This is a genomic window from Actinacidiphila acididurans (assembly GCF_016918855.1).
Lineage (GTDB): Bacteria > Actinomycetota > Actinomycetes > Streptomycetales > Streptomycetaceae > Actinacidiphila > Actinacidiphila acididurans.
The window spans coordinates 184,776-210,708 of sequence record NZ_JADKYB010000001.1 but is presented as its reverse complement, the minus strand read 5'-3'; the positions used below and the strand labels follow the sequence as shown (position 1 = coordinate 210,708).

28 protein-coding genes and 5 pseudogenes are annotated in these 25,933 nt (G+C 70.4%); 18 read left to right on the top strand and 15 right to left on the bottom strand.

Annotated elements, in window-relative coordinates; all coding sequences use genetic code 11:
- Nucleotides 1-119: 119 nt before the first annotated feature.
- The 3 genes from ITX44_RS00870 to ITX44_RS00860 are packed head-to-tail and all read right to left on the bottom strand — an operon-like array spanning nt 120 to nt 1,824.
- Nucleotides 120-587: a hypothetical protein gene (locus ITX44_RS00870; protein ID WP_205354985.1), complete on the bottom strand. Its 468-nt coding sequence runs from the start codon at nt 585-587 to the stop codon at nt 120-122.
- Nucleotides 584-1,240, bottom strand: coding sequence for a hypothetical protein (locus ITX44_RS00865; protein ID WP_205354984.1), 657 nt, complete (start codon nt 1,238-1,240; stop codon nt 584-586). The genes ITX44_RS00870 and ITX44_RS00865 overlap by 4 nt, the downstream gene beginning before the upstream one ends.
- Nucleotides 1,231-1,824, bottom strand: a complete 594-nt coding sequence (locus ITX44_RS00860; protein ID WP_372440819.1) for an RNA polymerase sigma factor — start codon at nt 1,822-1,824, stop codon at nt 1,231-1,233. Before ITX44_RS00860 ends, ITX44_RS00865 begins: the two co-directional genes overlap by 10 nt.
- Nucleotides 1,825-2,060: 236 nt before the next feature.
- On the opposite strand from ITX44_RS00860, the gene ITX44_RS00855 reads away from it, so the two are divergent.
- The 5 genes from ITX44_RS00855 (at nt 2,061) to ITX44_RS00835 (ending at nt 4,625) form a co-directional block, all read left to right on the top strand.
- The gene (locus tag ITX44_RS00855; RefSeq protein ID WP_205354983.1) at nt 2,061-2,522 is read left to right on the top strand and encodes an Asp23/Gls24 family envelope stress response protein; all 462 of its coding nucleotides are present in this window, start codon (nt 2,061-2,063) and stop codon (nt 2,520-2,522) included.
- Between the two features lie 40 nt (nt 2,523-2,562).
- Nucleotides 2,563-2,850, top strand: coding sequence for a hypothetical protein (locus ITX44_RS00850; protein ID WP_205355437.1), 288 nt, complete (start codon nt 2,563-2,565; stop codon nt 2,848-2,850).
- On the top strand, nt 2,847-3,245 hold the full coding sequence (locus tag ITX44_RS00845; protein ID WP_205354982.1) for an Asp23/Gls24 family envelope stress response protein: 399 nt from the start codon (nt 2,847-2,849) through the stop codon (nt 3,243-3,245). The genes ITX44_RS00850 and ITX44_RS00845 overlap by 4 nt, the downstream gene beginning before the upstream one ends.
- A 213-nt stretch (nt 3,246-3,458) precedes the next feature.
- Entirely contained in the window at nt 3,459-3,965 is a 507-nt protein-coding gene (locus tag ITX44_RS00840) for a DUF6286 domain-containing protein (protein ID WP_307795022.1), read from the top strand.
- Nucleotides 3,966-4,025: 60 nt separating this feature from the next.
- Nucleotides 4,026-4,625 (top strand): alkaline shock response membrane anchor protein AmaP, encoded by a 600-nt coding sequence (locus tag ITX44_RS00835; protein ID WP_205354981.1) that lies wholly within the window; start codon nt 4,026-4,028, stop codon nt 4,623-4,625.
- A 224-nt stretch (nt 4,626-4,849) separates the two neighbouring features.
- Here ITX44_RS00835 and ITX44_RS00830 read toward each other — a convergent pair whose 3' ends face one another.
- Entirely contained in the window at nt 4,850-5,209 is a 360-nt protein-coding gene (locus ITX44_RS00830; RefSeq protein ID WP_205354980.1) for a DUF6415 family natural product biosynthesis protein, read from the bottom strand.
- Between the two features lie 30 nt (nt 5,210-5,239).
- Here ITX44_RS00830 and ITX44_RS00825 point away from each other — a divergent pair, with 30 nt between their 5' ends.
- From ITX44_RS00825 to ITX44_RS00805, 5 genes and pseudogenes are all read left to right on the top strand, one after another.
- Nucleotides 5,240-5,476: a hypothetical protein gene (locus ITX44_RS00825; protein WP_205354979.1), complete on the top strand. Its 237-nt coding sequence runs from the start codon at nt 5,240-5,242 to the stop codon at nt 5,474-5,476.
- Nucleotides 5,460-6,623, top strand: a complete 1,164-nt coding sequence (locus ITX44_RS00820) for a PP2C family protein-serine/threonine phosphatase (protein ID WP_205354978.1) — start codon at nt 5,460-5,462, stop codon at nt 6,621-6,623. Before ITX44_RS00825 ends, ITX44_RS00820 begins: the two co-directional genes overlap by 17 nt.
- A 376-nt stretch (nt 6,624-6,999) precedes the next feature.
- Nucleotides 7,000-7,389, top strand: a pseudogene (locus ITX44_RS42935) (hydroxyethylthiazole kinase); the annotation flags it as partial.
- A 4-nt stretch (nt 7,390-7,393) separates the two neighbouring features.
- Nucleotides 7,394-7,981: a TetR/AcrR family transcriptional regulator gene (locus tag ITX44_RS00810; protein WP_205354976.1), complete on the top strand. Its 588-nt coding sequence runs from the start codon at nt 7,394-7,396 to the stop codon at nt 7,979-7,981.
- A gap of 88 nt (nt 7,982-8,069) precedes the next feature.
- A complete protein-coding gene (locus ITX44_RS00805) occupies nt 8,070-9,476 on the top strand; it encodes an amidase (RefSeq protein WP_205354975.1) in 1,407 nt (468 codons plus the stop codon).
- A gap of 100 nt (nt 9,477-9,576) precedes the next feature.
- Here ITX44_RS00805 and ITX44_RS00800 read toward each other — a convergent pair whose 3' ends face one another.
- Both ITX44_RS00800 and ITX44_RS00795 read right to left on the bottom strand, forming a co-directional pair.
- A complete protein-coding gene (locus tag ITX44_RS00800) occupies nt 9,577-9,867 on the bottom strand; it encodes a DUF1330 domain-containing protein (protein ID WP_205354974.1) in 291 nt (96 codons plus the stop codon).
- A gap of 307 nt (nt 9,868-10,174) precedes the next feature.
- Nucleotides 10,175-11,002 (bottom strand): tautomerase family protein, encoded by an 828-nt coding sequence (locus tag ITX44_RS00795; RefSeq protein WP_205354973.1) that lies wholly within the window; start codon nt 11,000-11,002, stop codon nt 10,175-10,177.
- Nucleotides 11,003-11,113: 111 nt separating this feature from the next.
- Here ITX44_RS00795 and ITX44_RS00790 point away from each other — a divergent pair, with 111 nt between their 5' ends.
- The 3 genes from ITX44_RS00790 (at nt 11,114) to ITX44_RS00780 (ending at nt 14,674) form a co-directional block, all read left to right on the top strand.
- The gene (locus ITX44_RS00790; protein ID WP_307795021.1) at nt 11,114-11,719 is read left to right on the top strand and encodes a TetR/AcrR family transcriptional regulator; all 606 of its coding nucleotides are present in this window, start codon (nt 11,114-11,116) and stop codon (nt 11,717-11,719) included.
- Nucleotides 11,720-11,947: 228 nt separating this feature from the next.
- Nucleotides 11,948-13,396, top strand: a complete 1,449-nt coding sequence (locus tag ITX44_RS00785) for an MFS transporter (protein WP_205354972.1) — start codon at nt 11,948-11,950, stop codon at nt 13,394-13,396.
- A 309-nt stretch (nt 13,397-13,705) separates the two neighbouring features.
- On the top strand, nt 13,706-14,674 hold the full coding sequence (locus ITX44_RS00780) for a quinone oxidoreductase family protein (protein WP_205354971.1): 969 nt from the start codon (nt 13,706-13,708) through the stop codon (nt 14,672-14,674).
- Nucleotides 14,675-15,048: 374 nt separating this feature from the next.
- Here ITX44_RS00780 and ITX44_RS00775 read toward each other — a convergent pair whose 3' ends face one another.
- A complete protein-coding gene (locus tag ITX44_RS00775) occupies nt 15,049-15,459 on the bottom strand; it encodes a hypothetical protein (protein ID WP_205354970.1) in 411 nt (136 codons plus the stop codon).
- Between the two features lie 279 nt (nt 15,460-15,738).
- Nucleotides 15,739-16,209, bottom strand: coding sequence for an aminoacyl-tRNA deacylase (locus ITX44_RS00770; protein WP_205354969.1), 471 nt, complete (start codon nt 16,207-16,209; stop codon nt 15,739-15,741).
- A 125-nt stretch (nt 16,210-16,334) separates the two neighbouring features.
- On the opposite strand from ITX44_RS00770, the gene ITX44_RS00765 reads away from it, so the two are divergent.
- Nucleotides 16,335-17,435, top strand: coding sequence for an ArsR/SmtB family transcription factor (locus ITX44_RS00765; protein ID WP_205354968.1), 1,101 nt, complete (start codon nt 16,335-16,337; stop codon nt 17,433-17,435).
- A gap of 68 nt (nt 17,436-17,503) precedes the next feature.
- Here ITX44_RS00765 and ITX44_RS00760 read toward each other — a convergent pair.
- Nucleotides 17,504-17,719: pseudogene (locus tag ITX44_RS00760) on the bottom strand (transposase); the annotation flags it as partial.
- A 14-nt stretch (nt 17,720-17,733) separates the two neighbouring features.
- Between ITX44_RS00760 and ITX44_RS00755 the strand changes: the two are divergent.
- Nucleotides 17,734-18,801, top strand: coding sequence for a hypothetical protein (locus ITX44_RS00755; protein WP_205354967.1), 1,068 nt, complete (start codon nt 17,734-17,736; stop codon nt 18,799-18,801).
- 943 nt (nt 18,802-19,744) lie between these two features.
- Nucleotides 19,745-20,012 (top strand): annotated as a pseudogene (locus tag ITX44_RS00750) (transposase); the annotation flags it as partial.
- A 35-nt stretch (nt 20,013-20,047) separates the two neighbouring features.
- Here the strand turns inward: ITX44_RS00750 and ITX44_RS00745 are convergent.
- The 3 genes and pseudogenes from ITX44_RS00745 to ITX44_RS00735 form a co-directional block, all read right to left on the bottom strand.
- Nucleotides 20,048-20,443: a hypothetical protein gene (locus ITX44_RS00745; RefSeq protein WP_205355436.1), complete on the bottom strand. Its 396-nt coding sequence runs from the start codon at nt 20,441-20,443 to the stop codon at nt 20,048-20,050.
- 77 nt (nt 20,444-20,520) lie between these two features.
- Entirely contained in the window at nt 20,521-20,817 is a 297-nt protein-coding gene (locus tag ITX44_RS00740) for a hypothetical protein (protein ID WP_205354966.1), read from the bottom strand.
- A 403-nt stretch (nt 20,818-21,220) separates the two neighbouring features.
- Nucleotides 21,221-21,340 (bottom strand): annotated as a pseudogene (locus tag ITX44_RS00735) (TerD family protein); the annotation flags it as partial.
- Nucleotides 21,341-21,900: 560 nt separating this feature from the next.
- Here ITX44_RS00735 and ITX44_RS43185 point away from each other — a divergent pair.
- Nucleotides 21,901-22,233 (top strand): annotated as a pseudogene (locus ITX44_RS43185) (hypothetical protein); the annotation flags it as partial.
- Nucleotides 22,234-22,781: 548 nt separating this feature from the next.
- Nucleotides 22,782-22,982 carry a hypothetical protein gene (locus ITX44_RS00730; RefSeq protein WP_205354965.1) on the top strand — a complete coding sequence of 67 codons (201 nt, stop codon included), beginning with the start codon at nt 22,782-22,784 and terminating at the stop codon, nt 22,980-22,982.
- A 3-nt stretch (nt 22,983-22,985) separates the two neighbouring features.
- On the opposite strand, the gene ITX44_RS00725 is transcribed toward ITX44_RS00730, so the two are convergent.
- From ITX44_RS00725 to ITX44_RS42925, 3 genes are all read right to left on the bottom strand, one after another.
- Nucleotides 22,986-24,140, bottom strand: a complete 1,155-nt coding sequence (locus ITX44_RS00725; RefSeq protein ID WP_205354964.1) for an LLM class flavin-dependent oxidoreductase — start codon at nt 24,138-24,140, stop codon at nt 22,986-22,988.
- A 20-nt stretch (nt 24,141-24,160) separates the two neighbouring features.
- Nucleotides 24,161-25,396 carry an SfnB family sulfur acquisition oxidoreductase gene (locus ITX44_RS00720; protein ID WP_205354963.1) on the bottom strand — a complete coding sequence of 412 codons (1,236 nt, stop codon included), beginning with the start codon at nt 25,394-25,396 and terminating at the stop codon, nt 24,161-24,163.
- A 419-nt stretch (nt 25,397-25,815) separates the two neighbouring features.
- Nucleotides 25,816-25,917, bottom strand: coding sequence for a putative leader peptide (locus ITX44_RS42925; RefSeq protein WP_372440817.1), 102 nt, complete (start codon nt 25,915-25,917; stop codon nt 25,816-25,818).
- Nucleotides 25,918-25,933: the final 16 nt, after the last annotated feature.

Sequence of the window (25,933 nt, the reverse complement as noted above, 5' to 3'; positions counted from 1 at the left end):
GGCGAGCCGCCACAGGCACTTCGGCCAGGAGGTGGACACGGTCGACGGGCATGACGCCTGCCGGCAAGCGGCGAGGTTGAAAACCAAGCTCAATGCGGAACCAGCCGACCGGGTAGTTGTCACTGGCCACGGTGCCTCCAGGGGGTCGGCCCAAACCCCTCGGTGCTGCTGCCCCTGCTGCTTGTGCAGCGCCCCGGCAGCTCGATGTCAGGGGTCCCTGCGCGGAAGTCGGCGATGCGGGTGACGGTCACCGCGACCTGCACTGGTTCCGGCGAAGTGTGCCCGGCCATGTGTGAAGTGATCGCCGTCCGCACCTGGTCGTGGACGTCGCGTGCGACGTCCAGCACTCGGCGGTCACCGTGCAGTACGCAGCGGACTTCGATGGTCCAGCCGCCGCGTCCGGGCATGTGGTGGGCATGAACACCGCCTGCGGCCGGCGCGGGCGGTGCGCCCGTGCCGCGGCGGACCCAGGCTGCGGCTCCGGCCAGGCACTGGCCAAGGCCGGGCTGGAGCTCGGCGACTCCGGAAACCGTCAAGGCAGCGCGCGCAGCGACCTGTTGGATGCTGAGGGTGTCGAGGTTCGTCATGGCCGGCTCGCATTGCGTGAGGAGAGCCCAGCGGTGGCGGGCGCCGCGGTCTCAATGACGGCGGTGAACTTCACATCGATGCGCCCGGCGGCGAGGCCGAGTTGCCGTCGGGCCGCGTAGGCTACCGCCTCGCGGACTTCGGCGCCACGTTCCGGCAGCGGCCGGTCGAGAGTGGCGGCGAGGGTCATGGCGATGTCCACCGTGGTGCCGTCGCCGCGGGGCGTCAGCCGGCAGCTGGCCGCCCGCACGCCGTGGATCCGGTCGGCGGCGCTGCGCAGGACCTTGGCCGCCGGGATCTCGGCGATCCGCAGGTCTCGGGCGGAGTCGTCGAGCGGAATCAGCGCGCCGAGGCGGGTCTCGGCGCGCACGGCGGCGATGACCCGGTCTGCGACCGCCCGGGCGCCGGGGCGCCGTGTCCGCAGGACACGCGTGGCCCGATCGAGCGATGCGAGCCCTTCTGTCGCCTGCTGGCAGTGGGGACAGTTCGCGGTGTGCGGATCGGGGTCATAGGGGTGGGCGCGGGCCTGCTTCCAGGCGTCACCGACCAGGCGGCCGCACGGCAGCCGCTCATCGCCCACCAGGCCGGCCGGATCGGCGGCACGCGCCCGCCGGGCGGGGCCGGGAAAGGCGGCACCGGTATCGGTCATCGCCATGCGGCCATCTCCCTCATCAAGGTGCGGCGGGCCCTGAAGAGCCGGCCGCGTACTGTCGGCTCACTCATTCCGGTCACCTGCGCGATCTCCGCGTAGGACAGGCCGTGCAGTTCCCGCAGGACCCAGCACGCCCGCTGCTCCGGCGGCAGAGCGGCCAGAGCCTTCGACAGCGCCTGCGTGGCGGCCTCGCTCTCGGCGGCACGTTCCGGCTCACCGGCCGCGTCGTGAGCCATCGCTTCGGGAACAGCGTCGAGCGGCACCGAGGAGGCGCGTGCTCGCAGGACGGTGAGGCACCGGTTGGTGGCAATGCGGTACATCCAGGTGCCGAACGCCGCGTCCCCGCGGAACTGCGGCAGGCGCCGCCACGCCCGGATGAAGGTGTCCTGCACGGCGTCCTCGGCATCGGGGAGGTTGCCCAGCATGTGGTAGGCAACCGCCAGCAACGGCGGGCTCCAACGGTGGACCAGGACCGCGAAGGCGTCGTCGTCGCCCTCGGCGGCACGCGCCGACAGCACGGCGTCGTCCAGATCACCGTCGCCGGCGTCCTCCGGCACAGGAGATCGCCCGTCCTCCGCACCGGCCAGGTCTTCCCCGGCCCACCGGGGCGAGGAGAACGTTCCGCTTTCCGGCACATCCACGGATCACTTCCCCGGACTTCTGGCGGCCTGTCCAGCGGGGATCCGCTGGCCGGCGGGATCATCCGCATCCTGGCCTGCCAGCTGAACTGCTTCACAGAAAAGTGTGACGTTTTCCACCCATATGCGTCCAATTCAGTGACGGGCTTCGACAGGCGCCCGCAGCACCCGGGAGGAGCCAGCTCATGACCGATACGGCAACCCGCCCCGACACCGACAAGCGCAAGAACGAACTGCGCCCCCCGGAGGACCGGGGAAGCACCACCATCGCGGACAGCGTCGTGGAGAAGATGGCGGGCATAGCCGCCCGTGAGGTCCCCGGCATCCACAACCTGGGCGCCGGCATGGCCCGGACCATCGGCGGCGTCCGGGAGCGGATGCCGGGAACCCAGCCCAGCATCACCCGCGGTGTCCACGTCGAGGTGGGGAAAGAGCAGGCTGCCGTCGACCTCGACGTCGTCATCGACTACGGCTACTCCATCGCCGATGTCGTCGCCGACGTACGCGTCAATGTCATCTCCGCCCTGGAACGCATGACCGGCCTCGAAGTCGTCGAGGTGAACGTCGCCGTCGACGACATCGACATCCCCGATGACGGCAGCAGCAGCGGAGACGAGGAGCAGGACAGCGGGCGGCGCGTCGCATGACCGCGGTGTCGGCACCCTGCGAGCAGAGCGGAGGAGAGCGATGAAAGCCACCACAACAGGGCTCCTGACCGGCCTGGCCCTGGGTTTCGCAGGCTACTTCGGCGGATTCGGCGCATTCGTCGTCGTCGCCGTGGTGGGCCTGGCCGGCCTGGCAGCGGGCTATCTGTTCCACCACGGTGGAGCAGCCGCCGACTACCTTCACAATCGTGCGGAAGATCTGCGCCAGGGCTCCGAACGTCGGCGCGGCGCCTCCGCGAACCGCAGCGCATCCGGCAGCGGCGGTTACACGACCGGCACGCATAACGGCCACAAGGTGCGTGTGCGGTGAGCGACCAACCACCTGACCTGAAGGCCGTCGACGGCGGCGGCGAGCCGCTTCCCGAGGCTGCCGTGCGCGGCGCGGCGGTGATCCCGGGCCGGGTCGTGGCCCGGCTCACCAGCCGAGCGGCTCGCGAAGCCCTGACCCGCTGGGAAGGCATGCCGCCTGCCCGCGCCGGGCTGCACCCTCCGCGCTGCTCGGCCACCGTGCACCACGGCAGGGCTCGCATCACGGTCCGGGTGGACCTGACCTACCCCCTCGACATCGCGGGAGCCTGCAGCACTCTCGCCCACGACATCACCCAGCGGGTCTGCCACCTGACCGGCCTGCACATCGACGACACGACGGTGTCCGTACGCCGCCTCGTGCTGAAAGAGAGCCTGCGACAGCGCCGCGTTCGCTGAACGCATGAGGGGACGAGCATGAGCACCCGCCGCATTCTCCAGGGGGAGCCCGCGCATCAGCAGAGGGAAGGCCCGGCGCCTGGGGTCGGCGGACCGCCGCCCGGCACCCCGCAAGACCCGTCCCCGCGACCCTCCCGGTCCGCATCCGCGAAACGGCAATCGCCCGCACCGAGTTCACGCCGGCCCCGGAGCGCCCGCCGCGTCGCTTCCGCGGTGACCGCCTCGCTGACGGCGCTCGCCTGCGGGGCGCTGCTCTTCGAAGCGGTCTGGACGCGCGCAGGAAACCGCGCGAACACGTGGTGGACCACCCTGAGCAACGAACTCGCCACCCGGCCGGTCGACGACGTCTGGATCCTCACCGGCGCGGCCGTCGCAGCCGCCCTCGGCCTGGTGCTGCTCATCCTCGCCCTGACCCGCGGCAACCGTGGCAAGCTTCCCATGAAGGTCCCCGCCGGCGGCCCCGCAGGAATGCGGGCCGTGGTGGACCGCAGGAGTGCAGCACTGATCCTGCGCGACGCCACCATGAGCGTCCCCGGAACCTCAGCCGCCCGTGTGCGTGTGGGCCGGCACCGGATCCACGTCCGCGCCGAGGTGCGCTTCCGCGATCCCGCCGACGTGAAGGCAGAACTCACCAAGACGGTTGGGGACGCCGCCTCCGGGCAACTGCGCCTGGCCCACCCACCGAAGCAGACGATCCACGTACGGCGCAGCCCAACGTGACCCCGACCGGATCTGTCACGAGCAGAAGCGGATCACAAAGAGTGGACAGAAAGGAAGGCGATGATGCGCACCACGATCAACCGCGTGCTCCTGGCGCTGACCGGCATCATCGTGCTGGGCGGCGGACTCCTCGTGCTGGCGGGCGGTACCGCCATCTACCGCCACTGGAACCTCACCCCGCCCGGCGGCTGGCCACTGACCAGCGAGCACGATGCCCTGGTCCCCCACGGCGACCAGACCCGGTGGGCCGGCCAGAACTGGTGGTGGCCGGCCACCATCGCCGCCCTCGCCACCCTGCTGCTCCTCGCCCTGGCATGGCTGCTGGCCCAAACCGCCCGCGGCCGACGCCATCGCGCCCTGCCGCTTCCCGGCAGCCCGCCGTCTGCGGCGCGGATCGACGACACCGTGGTCAGCGACGCTCTCACCGACGACCTCCGCAACCTGAGCGGCGTCCTGCACGCGCGAGCAACTCTGAGCGGGCCACGCAGTCACGCAGAAGCACGGATCGATCTCACACTCGACCCGGACGGTGATCCCGCGCCCGTCCTGGACAGCGTGGCAATGGCCACACAGCGCGCCGGCCAAGCCATACGCCAGGACGTACTGCCCACCCACATCAACCTCGCAGTCGCCCGCCACGCCTCACGCCGAGCCACCTGAACCGGCGAACGGACGTTCCACGACTGCCGGGCCTTGGGCTGACTCCCCGCAAGGTGGTCATCATGATCACCATCACGACGAGCAACGGGACGACGAACGGCTGTCGTCGCTGCGCGCGGCGAGATCACCTCCGACGCCCCGCATGGCCTGCCCGCCGCCTCCCGTCGACTGCCGCACGACGGTTATGAACCGCCGCGTAGCCGGGCAGCCACGGACCGACGCTGTTATGTGAGGCGGTCCAGCCGTTCGTACAGCACCCGCACCAGCCGTGCACGGTCCATCGCGCACGCCGCGGTCGCCTCCAGGCGGGCGGCCAGGCGCCGTTCGGTCTCCCCCAGGACGGCTTCGGCGAGAAACCGGCGGCCGCTGTCGGGCGGCAGCCGGGCAACGCGGCGCTGGACGTCGGCGGCCACCGCACGAACGTGACCGGTCAGTTGCACGGCGATCTGCGCGTAGTCGCACGGGGGAAGTCCGGGGGCCTGCCAGGCCAGCACGGCGGCCACGAGCGCCTCGTACGGGGCGCGATCGAAGGGCAGGCCGGCCTCGATCAGGCCCGCCGGGTCGTAGAGCACCGTGCCGTTCACCGCGACCCGTCCGGGGACTCACGATCGGCCGTGTTTGCACGCAGCTGGCAGGCGCCGGACGGACGGGTGATCGTGCTGCGCGACGAGGACCTGGACCACCTGCCCCTGGCCACCCGCAAGACCATCGACATCCTCGGCTTCGTCGGCCAGGAGGGCACGCGCGGGCTGCGTGCCCTCCTGCTCAAGCGCCTCGACGGCACCCCCCCGAAGGAGGGGGGAACAATGGGGATGATTCACCTGTTCCGACCCCATGGCCGAATCTGGTGAGGAGACGAACCGGCATACGCGACGGGAAGGGTGGCGCACGGGCCGCCGGGCCCTCCCCCCAGCGGCGTGGCCGGAGCCGCCGGGGCGTGCCCGGCTGGCCGTTTTCCTGCTGTCGGCCGCGCTGATCGTCGGCGTGCCCGTGGCGGACGCCTTCCTGCCGGGCGACATCCATCTCGCCCACGTGCTCGTGGTGCCGGTCGCGCTGGCCGCGGCGTTCGCCGGTCCGCGCGCCGGAGCGGTGACGGCCCTGCTGGCGGTGCTCGCGCTGACCTCGGCCGGACTCGAACGCCACACGCTGGGCAGCGAGAGCGTGCTCGTGGAGGTGGGATCGCTGGTGCTGCTGTCGGTGCTGCTGGTGATCTTCGCCCGGCTGCTCGCGCGGACGCGGCGGGTGTCGGACGTCACGCAGGGCGTCGTCCTGCGCCCCCTGCCCCGGCGGGCCGGCCACCTGTCCATTGCCGCCGAGTACCTGGCGGCGGAAAGCGCCACGCGGGTGGGCGGCGACCTGTACGCCGTGGCCCGTACCTCGGATGCCACCCGCCTGCTGATCGGCGACGTGCGCGGCCACGGACTCGAATCCGTGGGGGACACCGAGACGGTACTGGGGGCGTTCCGGGCCGCCGCCCACCGGCAGGATCCGCTGCCCGAACTCGTGGCATGGCTGGAGGACAGCGTCCGCTGGGGCCTTGCCGAGCACGCCGGGAGCGGCGGTGACGCCGGGGAGCGCTTCGCCACCGCCGCGATCATCGAGATCCCGGACGGCGCACCGTACGTCCACCTGATCAACTGCGGTCACCCCCCGCCGCTGCGACTGCGCGGCGGCCAGGCGCACTACCTCCAGGCGCAGGAGTCCGCGCCGCCGCTCGGCCTGGGCGGGCTGGCCGACAGCACGTACGTGGTCAGCTCCTTCGACTTCGCCCCCGGCGACCGGCTGCTGCTCTACACCGACGGCGTCACCGAGGCCCGCGACCGGCACGGCTCGTTCTACCCCCTGCTGGAGCGGGCCCGCGTGCGGGCCGCCGACCACCACCCGGAACCCCTTCTCAAGGCGATGACGGCGGACCTGCTCGCCCACGTATCCGGGCGGCTGCGCGACGACGTGGCACTGGTGGCCCTCCGGCGCGACACGGCGGACGGCACCGGCTGAACTGGCCGGGAGCAGACGTAGCGTTTAGCCAACCCCGACACCTGGATCCTGGCCCCCGGCGACCGGCCCGAGCCGGCCTCGCACCGCTACCCCCGTGCTCAAGAACGCGTAGGCGCGGGTCCCGGAGAGTCCTGCTCCCAGCCATGCGATGCGCGTGCGAGGGTCCGTGGCCGGTCTGCCCGCCGCGGGGATGATCCGTCCTTACCGCCTCCCCCGACGCTGAGGACGGCTGGGCCCACCTCAGTTACATCCAGTGACTTGTCGGTTACCGTTTCTCGTGTTCTGGCAGCCCGCGCGCCGCTCCAGCCACGCCGGCGCGGGCCTGAGCCGCCGCGCGCGGTAGTCGTCCTGTGCTGCGGGTGTCCGCAGGACCGGCGGCGTGATCGCCGTCTCCGGGCCCCTGGACTTCGTCACTGACGGAACGCGCAACTGGCGGATCGCCAACGCAGACCCCATGCTCACCCGGGTGGCCGGCGGTGGCGGCGACACACTGGCTGCGATGATGTCCGCCTTCGCAGCGGTCGACGAAAACCAGCTCGCCACAACAATGGCGGCCATCACCGTCCGGGCTGATCACGCGGCGAGGACGCACCGCCACCGGACGAACCGCCACCGGACGAACCGACCTGCTCACACACCTGCTCCCCGACGACCAGGACAGCGGTCGCACCCGCGACGCCTCCCCTGCCTGAGCGGCCCGGCGAACCGGCACGTCACCGGCCGGGCGCCGATTCTAGACGACCGGTCCACTTTTCTGTTACGGTGAAGCCATGCCGGTCAGCAGAGCGGAAACACGCCAGAGTCTCCTTGATGTCGCGCGGCGCATCATCGTGGCCAAGGGGTATGCCGCGGTCGGCATAAACGAGGTGCTCGCCGAGGCCGGCGTTCCGAAGGGATCGTTCTACCACTACTTCGATTCCAAGGACGCGTTCGGTGAGGCGATGATGAAGAGTTACTTCGACGACTACTTCACCACCATGGACGGCATCATCGCCAGCACGGAGCTGAACTCCGCGGAGCGCCTGATGCGGTACTGGCAGTACTTCTACGACACACAGGCGGCGGACAACTGCCAGGGCGGCTGCCTGGTCGTCAAGTTGGGCGCGGAGATCGCCGATCTGTCGGCAGCAATGCGCGTGACGACGAAAGCCGGGACCGCAGCCATCGCCGACCGGCTGGAACGAATGATCACCGACGGCGTCGCCGACGGGTCCGTGTCCGTCGACGACACCCCCAGGGTGACGGCCGAGGCCCTATACGACCTGTGGCTCGGGGCGAGCATCATGGCAAAAGTACAGGCCAGCCCCGCTCCATTGGACCGTGCCATGACCCTCACGCGCCGGATCCTGCACGTCTGACAAGGAGCGGCCGCCCGCACTGCGGGCAGCAGCGTGCACATTTCTAGTCGACTGGTCTAATGGAGTAGACCGGTCTAGGAGGCACATCATGAGTACTGATTTCATCCATTCCGATGCGACCGAGCTCGCCGAGCTGATCCGTACCGGGAAGGCTTCCTCGGTGGAGGTGGTGCAGGCGCACCTCGACCGCATCCAGGCCACCAACGCGCCCGTCAACGCCATCGTCACGCTCGCCGACGGTGCGCTCGACGCGGCCAGGGCGGCGGACGAGCAGCTCGCGGCGGGTGTCGAGGTGGGGCCGCTGCACGGTGTGCCCTTCACGGCCAAGGACTCGTTCGACACGGCCGGAGTGCTCACCCAGCGCGGTTCGCCGATCTTCGCCGGCCGCGTCCCGGATACCGACGCCACCGCTGTGGCGCGTGTGAAGGGTGCCGGAGGGATCCTCCTGGCGAAGACCAACCTGCCGGAGTTCTCGTACTGGATCGAGTCCGACAACCTCCTGACCGGCAGGACGAACAACCCCTGGAACCCCGACCGTTCACCCGGCGGTTCGAGTGGCGGGGAGTCCGCGGCGATCGCAGCGGGGATGTCGCCCCTCGGACTCGCGACCGACCTGTCCATCTCGGTGCGCGGACCGGCGGCCGACACCGGTGTCGTGTCCCTCAAGCCGACGCACGGACGCATCCCGATGACAGGCGTCTGGCCGCGTGTGCCCCGCCGCAACTGGCACGTCGGCCCCATGGCCCGCAGCATCCGCGACCTGGCCCTGGCGTACTCCCTGCTGACCGGCCCGGACGGCGCCGACGGCTTCTCCACCACCACGCGGGAATTCGACACCGGCCTGGGTGCCTCTCCCGACCGGCCTGTGCGCGTGGGCTGGCTGGTCGACTCGGGACTCGGCCCGACCGACACAGAGGTCGCGGCCACCGTACAGGCAGCCGCCGAAGCCCTACGGGCAGCGGGAGCCCAGGTCGACGCCGTGCACATCCCGGCTCTTGAGCGGGACAACCCCCTCGACATCTGGACCAAGCTGAACGTCATGGAGGTCAAGCCGGCCTTCCGGCAGGTCACCGAGGGACACGAAGATCAGATGTTCAGCTACTCCACGTTCCTGGCCGGCATGCCTGACACGTCGATGGAGGACTTCATCCGCGCCGAACAGGGCGTCGAACGGCTCCGGGACGGTTTCGCGGAGTTCTTCCACCAGTACGACGTCCTGCTGCTCCCGGTGACCACGATCCCCGCACACGAGCACGGGCTCGGGGAGTTCACTCTGAACGGCCAGGTGGTCAGCGCCTTCCATGTGAGTTCGACGACCGTCCCGTTCAACCTCACGGGACTGCCGGCCCTGGCGATGCGGTTCGGCACGAGCAGCGACGGCATGCCCATCGGCGTGCAACTGGCCGCCAACCTGTACGCGGAGTCGACGATCCTCCACGTCGCCTCGCTGCTGGAAACCCTGAGCCCGGTCCGCGACCAGCGCCCCGCCATCTGACGGACGGGAAGAGCCCCGGGGGCCGGGCGACAGCGGTGTCAGGTACGCCTGTCGCCCGGCCCGGTCCACGGGAGGCCGGCGGAACAGCGACGAATCGTGCCTAGGGCCCCTCGGTGAACAGGAGCCGGCGTTCGAGGGCGTCTGGTTTGATGGCGCGCGCGTGCGCGTATTCCGGTGAGTCGTACCAGGCGCGGGCGGCTTGCATCGTCGGGAACCGCAGGATGATCAGCCGTTCGTCTTCCGGCCAGCGTCCCTCAGCCGCGGTGGGGCGGTCGCCTTGGACGAGGTAGGTGCCGCCGTACTGGGCTATCGCGGCTGAGGCCAGGGCGGCGTAGTGCGCCGTCAGCTCGGGATCGCGCACGTATGCCTCGCTGATCACGTATGCGGTCACAGTCTCACCCTCCGGGGAAGCATGTGGGGTTGACAGAGAGCCGGGCACGGCAGGCAGCCCGTGTGCGGCGCGCCGCCTCGTGACCCGGCCGGTCGGCGCTGACGCAGGGCCTGAAGACCGGGCGGCGTCGTACGAGGCGCTGCTGGAGCGGCAGGATTCCGGCCCGCAGCCCCCGGGATCATCGGCTGCATGCCGAGCGGGCGTTCGCCGCGCTGGGCATGCAGGTGTGGCACAGGTCGATGGCCTTGATACACGCCCGTATCCCGTCCGGCTGGCAAGGCCGGTCACGGCGGCGCAGCGGCTTGCGTCAGCCGGCGAGGCCGGCAACGGCGGCGGTGTCCGCGTAGAGCCGGGCGCTGGTGAAGCGCCCGGCGGTGACCTCGAACAGCCACAGGTTGCGGATGACCCCGGGCTTGCCGGTCGCCTTGGGGACGACAGTGTTGGTGAGCTGGACGACGAGGTGCCCGTCAGCTTCGATGACCTGATCGACGTGGATGGTGAAGGACTCGAACACCTCATCGCCGCCGGGCGTGCCGGTGAGCAGCTTCTCGAACCATTCGAGGCCGGTGAACTCGCCGCCGTAGGGCAGTGAGGAAGGCAGGCTGAGGACGATGTCGCCACGGAGCATCGGCCGGATGCGGCTGAGGTCGCGGCGCTCGAACAGGTCGGTGAGGGCGTAGGTCATCTCGGCGGTGGTGTAGGCCGCGCGGGCGCCGGGGTTTTCGGCGGCGGCGTCCAGCGTCTCGGCTGCGCCGACGTCGGTTGCGATGACGCCGCCGGCGAAGGAGAAGTCCTCCGGGCCCGACCGCGTCATCATCACGAACACGTCCTCGGGCCGGACCCCGGGGCCCTCCTGGAGCAGGCGGACCAGTGTCCGGTAAAAGCGGCGCTTGGCCCGTTTGCCGCGATCAAGCCCGTCGGTGACACGCACGACGAGCCAGTCGTCGCTGCGCGGGCCGCCGCGGAACGTGCGGTGGAAGACCATCTCGTCCTGGTTGTGCTGGTGGATGAGCTGGAAGTCGTCGTCAGGCTTCATCCTCAGCTCAGCGACCAGCGCGTCGTGCACCGCGCGCGAGACGGCGCGCAGGTACTCAGGCGACTTACCGCGGGCGAGTGAGATGTCGACGAAAGGCATGAGGGGACTCCTGTCCGGAACCGGTCCGGGGTCGGCGCTCGGCCTGTTGGCTCGGTCGTCGCGATCCGATATTATGCAAGCCAGCATACATATCGAAGAGGGAGTTGCAACGTGGGGCAGCGATCGGACACCAGGCGGAAGATGGTGCAGGCGGCGAAGCAGCTCATCCGGGAGCGCGGCTACCACGCAACGGCCTTCTCCGACGTGCTCAAGCTCAGCGACGCACCGCGCGGCTCGGTGTACTTCCACTTCCCCGGCGGCAAGACGCAGCTGGTGATAGAGGCGGCCGAAGCCCATGCGCACGAGCAGGTCGAGATCATCGACCGCGCCGCACAGGAGACGGGCTGCACGGCAGGACTGATCGAGCGCTACGTCGATATGGGCCGCGACGGCATGGTGGCCAGCGGCTACGGGCGCGGTTGCGGTGTGGCGCCGCTGGTCACCGAGGGCGCCGGGCAGGAGGCGGAGGAGATCGGCGAGACGGGCCGGCGCGCGTTCTCCGAGATGACCGACCGCCTCGCCTTCCACTTCGTCGTCTTCGGTGTCGAGCGGGCCGCGGCCCGCTCGCTGGCCGGCGCCGTCATCGCGGGCGTCGAGGGCGCGATGATCACAGCACGCGCCCTGCACAGCCCCACCCCCTTCGACTCCGTGCGCGACGCGCTCCTCACTCACGCGGCGAGCGTGTCCCCGAAGGGCGCCGCCCGCAGGCACGGCTGAGCGCGGCCACGGCAGGGGGTGTGTTGGCGCACCTCCTTGAAATATGTATGTTGACCTACATAGTAGGGGAGGAAGGCGACTCAGCCGCCCCCTGACCACGCGGCCGGGCTGCGAGCCCGGGAGCAAGGCGGCCGGCTCCGGGCCATGATCCGGCGCCCGCAATCGGCCGCCCTTGCGCGCCGGGCCCGGTCCGCGAAAGCGCGTGCAACCGCTCACGAAAGCATGCTCATGACTGAACCCCCTGATCGGCGGTCCCGTCACCGCCACCCCGCTGTCCTGCTCGCCGTCCTGTCCACGGCCACCTTCATGACCACGCTGGACGTGTTCATCGTCAACGTCGGGCTGCGGCCCATCGGTGCGGCCCTGCACCACAGTTCACTCGCGGACCTGAGCTGGATCCTCAACGCGTACGCGATCGTTTTCGCAGCGCTGCTGGTCCCCGCGGGCCGGCTCGCCGACCGCTACGGCGTGAAGGGGACCTTCCTGTTCGGCCTGGCGGTCTTCGGCGCCGGCAGCCTGGGCGCGGCCCTGTGCGGCAATGTGTGGCTGCTGGTGCTGCTGCGCTGCGTCCAGGCGGTCGGCGCGGCCGCCATCATGCCGACCAGCCTCGCCCTGATCCTCAACGGCATGCCGAGGGAGCGCATCGCCCGGTCGATCCAGGTCTGGGCGATCAGCGGCTCGCTCGGCGCGTCAGCCGGCCCGACACTGGGCGGCCTGCTGGTCGAAGCGTCGTGGCGGTGGATCTTCATCGTCAACGTGCCCATCGCGCTGGCCGCGCTCGGCATGGCAATGAGGACGGCGCCCGACCCCCGGCACAGCACCGAGACCCGCATACCGGACCTACTGGGCGGCGCGTTCCTGATGACCGGGATCGGCGCGCTGACCCTCGCGCTGGTCCAGGGACCGGCCTGGGGATGGGGCAGCGGCTCGATCGTCGGCGCGTTCATGGTCGCGGCCCTCGCACTCGCCGCGGCCGTGCTGCGCTCGGCCCTTGCGAGCTCTCCGGTCATCGACCTCACGCTGTTCAGGGACCGTACCTTCACCTGGGCCAACATCGGCGCGTTCATGCTCTCCCTGGCCTTCGGCCTGCAACTGCTCGGCCTGGTGTTCTGGATGCAGGAAGGCTGGGGCTGGTCGGCGATCCGCACCGGCCTGGCCATCTCGCCCGGACCGGTCATGGTCTCGGTGACCTCGCTCGGCCTGCGCCGCTACACCTCCAAGCTCCCGGCCGGCCTGGTCGCCGCGATCGGCGGGATCGCGCTCGGCACCGGCGCCGTACTGATCGGAACGTCGCTGGGCGCACGCCCGGACTACGCCGAGGTCCTGCCCGGCTGGATTCTCTGCGGCGCCGGCGTCGGCCTGTGGACACCGACCCTCGTCGGTGCGGCGACCAGCGGCCTGGCCCGCCACCAGACCTCCACCGGCAGCGCCGTCGTCCAGATGAACCGGCAGATCGGCCTGACGCTCGGCGTCGCGGTCCTGGTCGTCGTCATCGGCTCCTCGCGGATCGACCGTGCCGCCCTCGACCGCTTCACCCAGGCCTGGTGGTGGTCGGCGGCGCTGTCGCTCGCGGGCGCGTTCACCTGCCTCCCGCTGCTGCGACGCAGCGATGCGGCCCGATCCGAGTCCGCCCCGGCCCCGGCCACGGCGGCAGGGCAGGTCCCCGCCAAGCCATGACCCTCCCGGCGGCAGGCCGGCCGGGGACGCGAAGTGATCGTGAGCCGGGAAAACAGGCTCTCCTCGCCTGCTTCGACGACCATCCCCTTCTGGCGCCCGCGCGCGCCGGGCGCGTCCTGGCCCAGGCCCTGGAAAGCGCGCGCCCTCGTCGGCCGATCGCCTCCCCGTGACCCGGGTGGCCGTCATCGCCGCCCACCACGGCACCCGGGCCGTCGACGGTGGGGCGCACCACCGGTAGCCGGCCCTCCCCCACCACAAAGATCCACACTCTGCGGCCCGGCCAAGGCCGCCTCACCAAGGAGATACCAAATGCGTCGCATCGAGCTCGACCACACCGGAGGACCGGACGTGCTGACTCTCGTCGAGCGGGAAACCCCGGTGCCCGGCCCCGGCGAACTGCTCGTGCGGATCGCCGCCGCCGGTGTCAATTACCTTGACGTCGACCACCGCCGAGGGTCATTCCCGGTCGAGCTGCCCTACGCCCTGGGCGGGGAAGCAGCGGGAACCGTCACCGCGGTCGGCGATGGCGTCCGCCAGTACGCCCCCGGCGACCGCATCGCCTGGTTCGGGCTGAGCGGCAGCTACGCCGACGAGGCGATCGTCCCAGCCGCCTCCGCCGTCGCGGTGCCCGACGACATCACCGACGAGACCGCCGCCGCGGCGATGCTGCAAGGCGTCACCGCCCACTACCTCGCCTGCTCGACCTGGCCTGTGCGGCCCGGACAGACCGCGCTCGTCCACGCCGCCGCCGGCGGCGTCGGACAGCTGCTCACCCAGATCATCAAGCTGCGTGGCGGGCGCGTCATCGCCACCGTGTCCACCGAGGAGAAAGCCGCCATCGCCCGCGCCAACGGCTCGGACCACGTCATCAACTACAGCACCGCGGACTTCGCCGCCGCCACTCTCGAACTCCTCGGCGGCCGCGGTGTCGACGTCGTCTACGACGGCGTCGGCAAGGACACCTTCGCCGGCGGACTCCAGGTACTGCGCCCGCGCGGCATGCTCATCCAGTACGGCACGTCCAGCGGGCCCGTGCCCCCCTTCAACCTCATGGAGCTGAACACAAACGGGTCGCTGTTCGTCACCAACCCCAACCCGCCCAGCTACCTGCAGACCCCCGACGAATTCGCCGGCCGCGTCAAGGACCTGTTCACATGGATCAGCACCGGCGAACTCGAGGTGAGCATCGGGGCCCGATACCCGCTGGAGCAGGTCGCCCGCGCCCACGACGACCTGCAGAACCGGCGCACCACCGGCAAACTGCTCCTCATCCCGTGAACAGCGACACAGCCGCTCAAGCGATCCGTGACGCGGCCGGTGCCAGCCGGTCTGGAGGTACTTTCCGGATCGCCCCCGCCCAAAAAGCGCCGGCTGGCGAACGACTTCGAGCGAGCAGCTCGGGCATTTCGCCCTCCAGATCGCCCCCGGGCTACCTGTCCGACACCCAGGCCCTCCAGCACGGCCCGGACCGCTTCGCCGACGACATCGGAACCGACCCGCACGAACTCCTCGCCGACCGCCGATGCGCCATCACCGGCGACCGCCGCGCCCTCAGCGGCGTCCTGCAACCACGCGGCCGACGCCCGGCACGCCTTGTTAGGCACCTGCTGGGCCCGGTACCCGGGCCCAACAGGTGATAGGGCCGGGAAAGCTCAGCCGTACTGGGCGTCAGGATCGAGGAAGTTGCGCGCGGTTTCAGCAATACGTTCCCGCAGCAGGGACGACCGGGCAGTCAGTCCTATCGAGATCGTCCTCAGACGCCTGATCTCTGGTTCGGTTTCCACTACGGCTGCAGGGATGGAGGCGAAGAGTTCAGTCGGGTTCCGCTCCCGGAGCACTGCCAGCGCTGTACGGGCGGCTTCGCCGGCCGTTGGCAGCTCCGCTGTGGGGTAGGCGGAGAGTAAAGCAATGGCCGTCAACGTCTGTGTGTGCCGCATCAAATCGGGCAAGCCCATCTGCCACGTTGCGCTGCGCTTGGTCATACGCTCGTGGAAATCGACGTCCGTGAGGCGGCCCGCGAGGATGTCGGCCGCAACCTGGTCACACGCGACAAAAGTAGTCATTCAACTCTTCCTGCCTGGCCTGGCGGTGGGTACTCCCATCACTTCTACACGGGGGGGTGCGGGGATGCAGGTGGAGATCCCACCCGTGCCTGTGATGGAGCCACCGCTGCAGTTGGGTTTGTTGGCGAATGCGGCGCAGTTGACCACATCCGCCGGCGCCAGGGGCGAGCCATGCCCTGTGACCGTGGCGTGCGTGGTCGGGCGGGGAACGTAGCTTCCCAGCGGGGTGCGGTGGTGTGAGCAGTGACGAGGGGTGGGCCCGGCGCGCAGGTGGGACGGCTACCGGGAGAGGGCGCCCACCTGAGCGCGGGGGAGGCGGGCCAGGTCGGCGGAGTTGATCTGGAGGGTGCGGTCGGCCGATCCGGCACCGCAGTAGACGGGCCGGTCCAGGTTGGCGACCGCGGCATCGATCAGGCACGGCACCCCGGGCCGGTGGCTGACCGGCGGGACGCCCCCGGGCACCAGGCCCTCCGCGGCGAGCAGGCCGGCGTCCGCCGCGCGCAGCCGGGAACGACTAGTGCCCGAAAGAGTCGCCAGACGGGCGAAGTCCACTCGATCCTCCGCCCGCAGCACCACGAGCAACAGCGGGAAGCCCGACGTAGCGAAGGCTAGCGTCTTCACCGCCTGCGACCAGGGGAAAGGCAGGGCTTGGCGCTCGGCGACACTGTGCGCGGCGGCATGCTGGTGGACGGTGTACGGGCAGCCCTCAGAGTCCAGTACGGCCTGCCAGGGCGCTTCGGGCGTACTCATAGGGTCACCTGCAGCCTTCGCTCGAAACGGAGGGGAGTCGGCCTGCGGCCGGACGGCGCGCGATCCGCTCCTGAGCCTGACCGAGACGACCGGTTCCGATCAACTGATTGTGAAATCCTGCAATCGTGATCACCCTGCGCTTCGCCGAGACGGCCGAGGAGGACATCGCCTTCTCCGTCTCCCCCCTACTCGAAGCCGTCCACTCCTGGCACGTCCTCACCGACCCCGGCCACCACGCCCTGCACGTCCCCTGGGTCAGGCGGTGCCGCCGCCTGCCCGCCGCCCTGCGCCGGCGTATGCGCGGGCACGACTTCGTCGTGGCCGACTACATCCCCGCCCTCTTCGAAAGCCGCATCGGTGATCACGACGCCGACTTCGCGGACCAGCTGGCGGCCGTACGGGGCCTGCCGCCCGCTCTGCTGGCCGCCGAACTCGCCCGAACGCTCGTCGACACCACCCGCCACACCGGCGACGACCTCGTCGACGACCGCGCCACCCGCGACGCGGTACTCACCGAGTACCGCAACAGCGACCCAAGCCGGGCGGCACGCCTGGAGGGCATCCTCACCGACCCCCTCCCCGTCCTCGACGACGCGCTCACCGTGCTGGAGGACTATTGGGACGCCGCCTTCGCCCAGGAGTGGGAGCGCATCGAACCCTCCCTGTACGAGTCGATCGCCCGCTCAGGTGCCCGGATCGCCCACCACGGCCTGTTCCCGATGCTCCGCACCCTCGCTCCCCAGATCCGCGTCGACCCCTCCCGGCGGACCCTGCGGCTCGACCGTCCGCACGACCACGACATCTCCGTGACACGCGACCACCCCGTGACGTTCACCGCCAGCCACTACGTCTGGCCCCACGTCCGCGTCACCTGCGACGCCCCCTGGCCCTTGCGGATCACCTACCCCGCCCTGCCCCTCGCGCCCGCCTCGACCGCCCGCCCCGCCAGTCAGGAAGACACCCTCACCGCGCTCCGGGCTCTGGCCGCCGCCCCACGCCTGCGGATCGTCACCCACCTCGCCGCCCAGAGCCGCACCACGCAAGAACTCGCCTCTCTCCTCGGCCTGTCCCCCTCCGTGACCTCCCGCCATCTCCACCAGCTCACCCAGGCCGGACTCACCACCACCCAACGCGAGGGCTACTACGTCCTCTACTCCCTCGCCCCCGCCCGCCTCGACCAGATCGCCACCGCCCTCACCACCCTCGCCCCCAGGCCCGAGGTCTGAAGAAACGCTGTTGCAAGCCCCCGCAGGCATCGCCAGAAGAAGACCCTTGTCGGCATACGAGGGCGAGCTCAAGCGGTCAGCGCATCGCCGCTGTTCAGGAGGTCAGCGTAGACCTCTGCCGGAGTTCGGTAGCCGTGGGTCTTGCGCGGACGGTGGTTGAGCTCGTGAGCGATGGCGTCGAGTTCGGCCTGGCTGAACGTGCGGAGGTCTGCGCCCTTGGGGAGGTACTGCCGCAACAGCCCGTTGGTGTTCTCATTGGTGCCGCGCTGCCACGGGCTCCGCGGCCCTCGGCTTGGTCATGGGCACCGTAACAGCCCAGGCCGACCCACCGGCCGGTGTCCACCGGACCCTGGTCGGCGTGGGCTCCGACACCACCCAGGACGTGCTGAACGGCCTGGGCAACACGATCGCCGACCCGAACCCCACCGGCACCTCGGACGGGAACCTGATCGCGTCCTACGACGCGACCGGCACCACCCCGATCCAGACCCGCGACAGCGGCTGCACGATCCCCCGCCCCGACGGGGCCGGCGCCGGCGTCAACGCGCTGCGTGCCGACATCGCGGCCCGCACCCACTGCATCGACTTCGCCCGCTCCTCCTCCGCCCCCAACACCACGGGCCAGTTCACCTTCATCCCGTTCGCCCTGGACGCCGTGGCGCCGACAGTGAAGACCGGAACCGCCCTGCCCTCCAACCTCACCTACTCGGCCACGGCCACCACGAACGCCCAGAAGGCGGCCTCCGACCTGAACCGCATCTACAACTGCCTCGACACGGCCGGCAACCTGCTGCCGGCCGGCACCTACCCGACCATCAACGGCATCACCGTGCACCCACTGGTGCCGCAGGCCGGGTCCGGCACCCGGAAGTACTGGGCATCCATGCTGGGCTTCAACGCCACCACCCTGCCCTGGTGCGTGAGCGACACCGCCAAGAACGGCAATCAGGTCCAGGAGAACAACGGCAACGCGCTGCAGCGCACCGCCGCGGTGGACCACGCCGAGGACATCACGCCCTTCTCGGTCGCGCAGTGGATCGCGCAGTCCAACCACGCCACGACGGGCGTGACGGACCGCCGCAACGGCGCTACCCCGCTGAACGTCGACTGGGAACCTCCGGGGACGATACCGGCGCCATGCCCCTGCCCCGGCCCGTATCCCATCACCACGAACCCTCAGTTCCCGCTCACTACCGAGGTCTACAACGTGATCCCGGACAGCCGGACCAACGAAACCTTCACAAAGGACACCTTCGTCGGCAGCGCCTCCAAGGTCTGCAAGGCGACCACGGTGATCAACCTGTACGGCTTCGCCACCGACACCAACTGCGGCTCCACCGCCCTGTCCGGCCGCGACCTGACGTGACCGACCCCCGGCTCTGGTCCCCACGGGACCGGGCGGGGGGTTTCGTCATTCCCGGACCTGGACCGCCATCATGGAGGTCCAGGTCGCGCCGACTCGGGGTGTAGCGAACGGCGTCATAAAATGACGCCGTTCGCTACACCCCTCGTCTGACCTGGCTTTTTCGTGCTGCCACGAAGAGGCTCACGCCGAGACCGTGACCCTTATTCAGTCGCGGCCTCCGTCGTCAGCAGACAGCAGAGGGTCGGCTGTGAGGCTTCTCCCACACTGTGGGCGCCGAGCTGCGACATCCCCGCCGATCCCCCCATCGCCGCGAGGCTGATCCACGCGTCAACCGGCGACGTGTGGCAACTGGTCACCCCGAGCTGGTTCTTCAAGGCCGACTCCTGCGCGCCAAGACCACCTCTGGTGGAGCAGCCACTGCGCGGGCGCCCAGCCCCGGGCGCAGGGTGGGAACATGCGCGCCCTGTGGTCAGCTTGTGCTTTAACCCCAGCGCAGTGATGGTCTTCGGTCTTGTAATCCTGCATCCCGTCTGCCCATGGGACACCGACAAGTGATCGAGGAGGACGCCGTGGAGGATCTGCCGCTTCACGAGCTGTGACTGTTGCGCGGGGCCGTAGAGGGGCGGGACACCCGTTACTTCGGCTCGCTGCCGGCGCTGGACCGGCATGCCTTTCTGCTGCTTCGAGCAGGCCTGATCGCCTCAATCCCGGCAGGCACGCGTCGAGACGATGAGTGCCAGTTCTATGAGGCCACCACAGCAGGTCGCGAGTTCTACGCTGCCCATCTTTCCGGGCCGGACGAGCGTGCCAGGGGCCGGGCGAATGCCTGGGGCGACCATCCGCAACTTGCCGCTGCGGCGCGGGCACTGGGCAGGCTGATGGCTGCGGGCGAAAGCCCAGCCGACCCAGCCGAAGTCCCTAACAGCGGCTAACACATGAGGTGGTGCGGTCCTGGTGGCCGTGTCCGGCGGGGTGAGTTGGACGTTGGGCGGGTCGTGGGGACTTCGCCGTGGATCGCGTCGGATGAGTTGTGGGGGCCGATCGAGCCGCTGCTGCCGAGGAGGGAGCGGCGGTTGCGGTATCCGGGGCGCAGGCCGGTTCCGGACCGCGAGGTGCTGTGCGGGATCCTGTTCGTGCTGCACACGGGAATCCAGCGGGAGCACCTGCCGCAGGAGCTCGGGTTCGGCTCAGGGATGACGTGCTGGCGCCGGCACGTCCGCTCAGCGAGGCCCGCGAAGGCGGCACCTCACGGCCCGCCTCGCAGACTTTCGCCCGCCCGCCGCTGCGTGACGAGGAAGAGCGCGATGCCGGCCACGAGGACGATCAGCCCGGCGGCAAGCAGAAGCCACGGGTTGAGCAGCCCGTCGGTGCAGGTCCGACCGCCGGCCGAGGTCGTGCACGACGTACCGGGACCCTGCCGGTTGATGTACGTGAGGACGAAGAGCGGCAGGCTGGCACTCGACAGGAGCCCCGGAAGGCCCCGCCGGCTGCCTGTCCGGGTGGCCAGCGCTACGGTGGCGGCCGCGGCGACCGGCAGAAGGAACACCCCGATCGACAGCACGGTGAGCAGGGCGAGCAGGTAGCAGGATCCGGTGACGAGCCACCCGGTGAAGAGCAGCCAGTCGCGTCTGTTGCTCGTCATGCCCGCTTCCTTCTCTTGAAGATGGGTGGTCTCCCCGCTGACGAGTTCCCGGGCGTGCTCGATGTCCCCGGGCTTGGTCAGCTTGACGACGAATTCCTCACCGCGGCCAGGACGCCGGGCGGCAGGGCTTCGGCCTGAGCGGTGGCGGCACCGGAGAACGAGCGCCGGCCGGTCGCCTTCGGCGGTGCGGTCGGCAGGCGGTCAATCACGATCTGCTCGGGAGTGAGCGCGACCCGCTCGAACTCAACCCCGGTACCCTCGGCTTCCGTGAACGCGACCACGTCCCCAGCCAGGGCACTGAACAGGTGCTCGCCGCTCGGGTCGCCGTCGCCCGGATTTCTCCGGGGCGCCGCGAGCGTGCGGTTCGAGTTCACGTAGCTCAGAAGCGGTCAGGATGACCATAGCGCGTGCAACACCTGTGGTGCACGGAGCTCGGCGGGGAGATTCACTCGGCAGGAGGCTGTACGGGGCCGGACCGTCCGCGCTCCCGACCGCCCTGCCCTAGCATCCGATCCAGAACCTTCAGCGCCGCCCGGCCCCGGGCGGGGTTGCGCGTGAGCATTGCAACACATCCGGCGACACACACCACCAGGGCGTAGGGCAGGCCAGGAAGCAGCACGGCCGCGAGCGCAATCCCCGGCTGACCGTGCCACGCCTCTACCCCCGAGACGCCCAGCGTCATGGGGGTGCCCGCCCAGGGCTGCCAGCGTGCTCCCTTCCCCCTGCTTTCCGCCCCCATCGGCTCCCCCTCTACGTCGTCCGTTCCCCAGCCAGCGGCTAGGAATCGGTTTGCGAAACGTTGACGCCGAAGTTAAGGGCGATACCGCGCAGGCCGGAGGCGTACCCCTGGCCCACAGCGCGGAACTTCCACTCGCCGCCGTAGCGGCGAGCCCCAAACGCGCAGATGAGTGGCTTGCGGCAGTGGGAGCTCTCGTCCAGGTAGATGTAGTCGTTGGTGGCGCCCTCTTCGGGGCTCTTGAGGTCGTTGAAGAAGACGAAGCACTCGTCGCCGACGACCAGTCCACCGTCGAGCCACGTCCCCCGTATCACCGGGACGTGGTCAAGCTCGATCCATGCGTGAATTGATCTACTTATCCGAACGCAAGCTCGCCCAGTTCCACGAGGAAGCGAAGCCCCGCCAGCGCGTGGAAGGCGAGGACGATGTCGACTAAAGGCCAGGCCGTGCTCGCGCAGGCCTGTCTTTGCCGCGACCTTCCAGCCCGCGGTGCGGCCGCCAGCCGATCCGTTGAACGGTGATCGCCCGGCCATCTGTCACAACAGGGGGAAGAGGGTTGTGACACACGAACCAGCCCGTGGAAACAGGCACTGACCAGGGAAAACAAAGTACATGTGGCCTTCAGGCACGCAAGTGCGATCCGCAGTGCCATCCCAAGCAGGCGAGGACCGGCCACAACAGCGGGCAGCACCACCTGGTGTGCGCCGCCCAGGCCGGTCACGGGAGCGACCGCGGCGAGCGTCACCGCCAGGAGACGGTGGCCCGCCAGCTCCGCGAGGTCGGCCGGCTCAAGACGGACCAACTGGAGGCGTACGGCGACTACCTCTTCGAGGCCGTGGACTTCCTGGAGGGCGAGAGCGTCTGGCACTCCCGACATCAAGCCGGACAACATCGCCGTACGGATCCGCCCGAACCGCACCCGCGAGCTCGTCCTCATCGACTTCTCGCTGGCCGGCTACCCGGCCAGAACGCGGTCGCCGTCACCCTGCACGAGATGGCATCCCGCGAGCTGCCCAGGTGGGGCGACGGCTCGGTCCTGCCCTGCAGCACCGACTTTCTCGTACGGGAGCCGAAAAACAACGGCCAACGCGGCCAAGGTCGAGATGGTCCGTCTCCTGCTCCGGCTGCCCAACGACCGCGGCGAACCGCCCGGCATCGACGTAGGGCCCAAGCAGAAGGACATCGCCGACAAGCTCGGCCTGTCCGCCGGCCGCATCCCGCAGATGCTCAAGGAAGAACGCAAGCGCTGGAAGAAGCACCCCGCCGTGCAGTCCCCCCGCGCGGAGATCATGGGACTGCTCGCGGACCTCGGGTGGAGCCGCAGGTACGCGAGCTGCGACCGCTGGCTCCGACGCCGGCCCGGTCCTGCTCACCGAAGCCGCGGTGTTCGCCGCTGCAACACGCGCGGCGGCCTCAACCGCCGGCCCGGGACGGCGGCCGCGGCCTGTGGCTGCTCGTCCCGCAGGGCGAACAGACCCGCGAACTCAAGCTTGGCCAGATGGCAGTGGCGTACCAGGCCCGGCTCGGCGAATGGATCGAAATACCCGACCGCCCGTCCCGGCACTCACGGGCCCTGACCGACAACCTGCGGGAGCGTGTCGCATGGAACTCGCACTCGCCACCGAAGCCGGCCCACTTCGCTGTCACGGCGGCCTGGCCGGGGTCCCGCCGATCACCGGCTCGGTCCCCTACATCACGCCGCGCACCGGCGGGCAGGACATCGGCGACCAGGACCTGACGAACCGGCCCGCCGGGAACAGCATGGCCACCGCACGGCAGCTCAACTGCCGGTTGCGAGGGTAGTGGTCAGCGTGTGATGCCCGTCGCGAACGGCACGCCGCCGTGCTGGGGGACGGATAGAGCCGCCGGGTGGGCCCACAGGCCGTCGGAGGCGAGCAGCGGGAGGACTCCCTCGCCGAACCAGTATGCCTCCTCCAGGTGCGGGTGCCCCGACATCACGAACTCCTCGATGCCGAGGGCGCTGTACTCCGTGATCCGGTCCGCGACCTCCCGGTGGCTGCCCACGAGCGCCGTGCCCGCGCCGCCGCGCACCAAGCCGATGCCGGCCCACAGGTTCGGCGAGACCTCCAGACCGTCGCGACTGCCGCCGTGCAGGGCGAGCATCCGGCGTTGGCCTTCGGACTCGCTGCGCGCCAGGCCTGCTTGGACGGCCTGAACCGCCTCGTCGGAGAACCCGTCGAGCAGGCGCCGCGCCTCGGCCCATGCGGCGTCCGCGGTGTCGCGGGTGATGACGTGCAGCCGGATGCCGAATCGGAGCGTGCGCCCCTGCTCGGCAGCCAGCCCGCGGATCCAGGCGATCTTCTCGGCGACTTGCGCCGGAGGCTCCCCCCAGCTGAGGTAGACGTCGCTGTGCCGGGCGGCGACCGGCCCGGCCGCCGGTGACGACCCACCGAAGTAGACCGGCGGTACCGGGTCGGGAACCCGCGCCAGCTCGGCGTTCTCCACCCGCAGGTGCTCGCCGCCGAACGTCACGGACTCGCCCCGCCACAGCCGGGAGACGATCTGCAGGAACTCGCCCGTGCGCGCGTAGCGGTTCTCCTTGTCCAGGAAGTCGCCGTAGGCGCGCTGCTCGTGGCTCTCGCCGCCGGTGACCACGTTGAGCAGTAGTCGCCCGGGCGCGTGGCGCTGGAAGGTCGCGGCCATCTGCGCGGCCAGGGTGGGTGCGACGAAGCCCGGCCGGAAGGCGACCAGGAACTTCAGTCGCTCGGTTTCGCGGGAGAGCATCGCGGTGGTCAGCCACGCGTCTTCGCACCAGGCCCCGGTGGGGGTCAGCGCCCCCACGAAGCCGAGTTGTTCGGCGGCCCTGCCGATCTGGCTCAGGTAGCCGAGGTCGGCCGGGCGCTCCCCGCCGGCCGCTCCTGCGGGCAGGCCGTGGCCGCCCCCGACGACGTGACGGCTGTCGCCGTAGGTGGGCAGGAACCAGTGGAAGGTGAGGCTCACGGGGAAAACTCCTCGCTGGGTCAGATGAGTCCGTGCCGGGGCGGGCGGGTTCCGTTGAGCACGTAGCGGCCGATGTGCTGGACCTTCCAGCGACTCGGATCGTGCAGGGTGTGGGTGCGTGCGTCGCGCCAGTACCGGTGCAGGTTGAGGCGATCGGACGCCGAGCGGGTGCCGGCCACCTCGAAGAGCGCTCCGGCGATGTCGACGGCCGTCTGCGCCGCGTGGACCTTCGCCGCGGACACCGCGATCGACGCCTCGGCCGCGGTGTCGTCGTTCAGGTCGGCGCCCGCCGCGTCGACGGCGTCTGCCGCGGCCGCCAGCAACGCGTTCGAGGCCCGCACCTGGAGGCCCAGCTCGCCGAAGCGCTGGATCAGCAGGGGGTCCTCGGCTGCCGTGTCGTACCCGCTCTCGAACCACGGCCGGCTCTTGGTGCGGACGAACGCGACGGCTTCCTCCAGCGCGCCGGACGCGAGCCCGGCGTCGATCGCGGCGTGCAGCAACTGGGCTGTGGCACCGTGCAGTTGGGGTCCGAGGAAGGTGAGGTGATGCGGTACGACACGGTCGGCGGCGACGGCCACGTGGTCGAGGCGGACGGTACCGCTGGCGGTGGTGCGCTGCCCCATGCCGTTCCAGTCGTCGACCACGCTGACGCCCGGCGCGTTCCGCTCGACGTAGGCGACGTACAGCGCGTCGTTCTCGCCACGGGCCAGTACCGGGATCCAGTGGGCGAACAGGGCGCCCGTGGAGTAGTGCTTCTCGCCGTTGAGCAAGTAGCCGCCCTCGCGCGAGGTGAGCGCCGTCCTGATGTCCTGGACGTGCTTGGTGCCCGCTTCGGACTGCGCGTTGCCGAACCGGCGGCCGACCAGCACCTCCGCGAAGAAGAACTTCTGCTGTTCGGGGGTGCCCTGGCGACGCAGCACGTTGACGTACACGAAGTGGTTCTGCGGGATCTGCGCCAGGCTGGCGTCCGCCGCGGCCAGCAGCCGGAAGACCTCTGCGAGAGTGCGCGCACGGACCTCGGCACCGCCGTGCGTGCGCGGAACCGTGATGCCGAGCAGCCCGGAGACCGAGAGCCGGTCGAGTTCGGCGCGCGGCAACAGCCGTTCCGCGTCCCGGCGTGCGGCCTCCGTGCGGAAGTCCCGGGCCAGTTCGGCGGCCACCGCCAGCGCCTCGGCGTCGTCGGCGATGACGTGGGCCTGCGGCGCCGGGCCGTCGTGCGGGGCCGAGTGTTCGTGGGGGGTGCCGGGCGCGGTCACGGTGCTCCTTCATGCGGTGGATGCGGCTTTCGTTGCGGAGTTTCGGCGGGCGGCTTTGGTCAAGCCGCGGGGGACGTCGGCGCCGTCAGCAGCGCCGGCGTCCGGTGCCCGGTGCGGAGCCCGGACGAACGCACGCACCACCCGGTCGACACCCGTTTCGGCCTCGGCGTCGAGGCAGAGCGCGCCGCCGTCGAGCGAGGTGATGCGACGATCGGGAGCGAACCAGGCCTGTATGACGAAGGTGGCGGAGCGGCTGGTTGTGATCGCGCGGCCGCCTCTCCGCTTTCGGGGGTCCGGGCCGGGCGGCTGCAAGGCTCCACGCCCCTGGGACGGGTGCCGGGGGCGAGGTCCCGAAGGACCGGGGCGGCCACGGACCGATCGGTTCGAGCGTCAGGGTCTCGTGGTTGCCGACCCGGCAATCAGATGCGGGGCGGCCGGTACCGACTGGCGCGACACAGCGCGCTGGAGACGCGGACGAGGTCCACGTGACGGCGGCAGGTCAGCTCCCACAGATCCCGCACCGGTCGTCACCGCCTC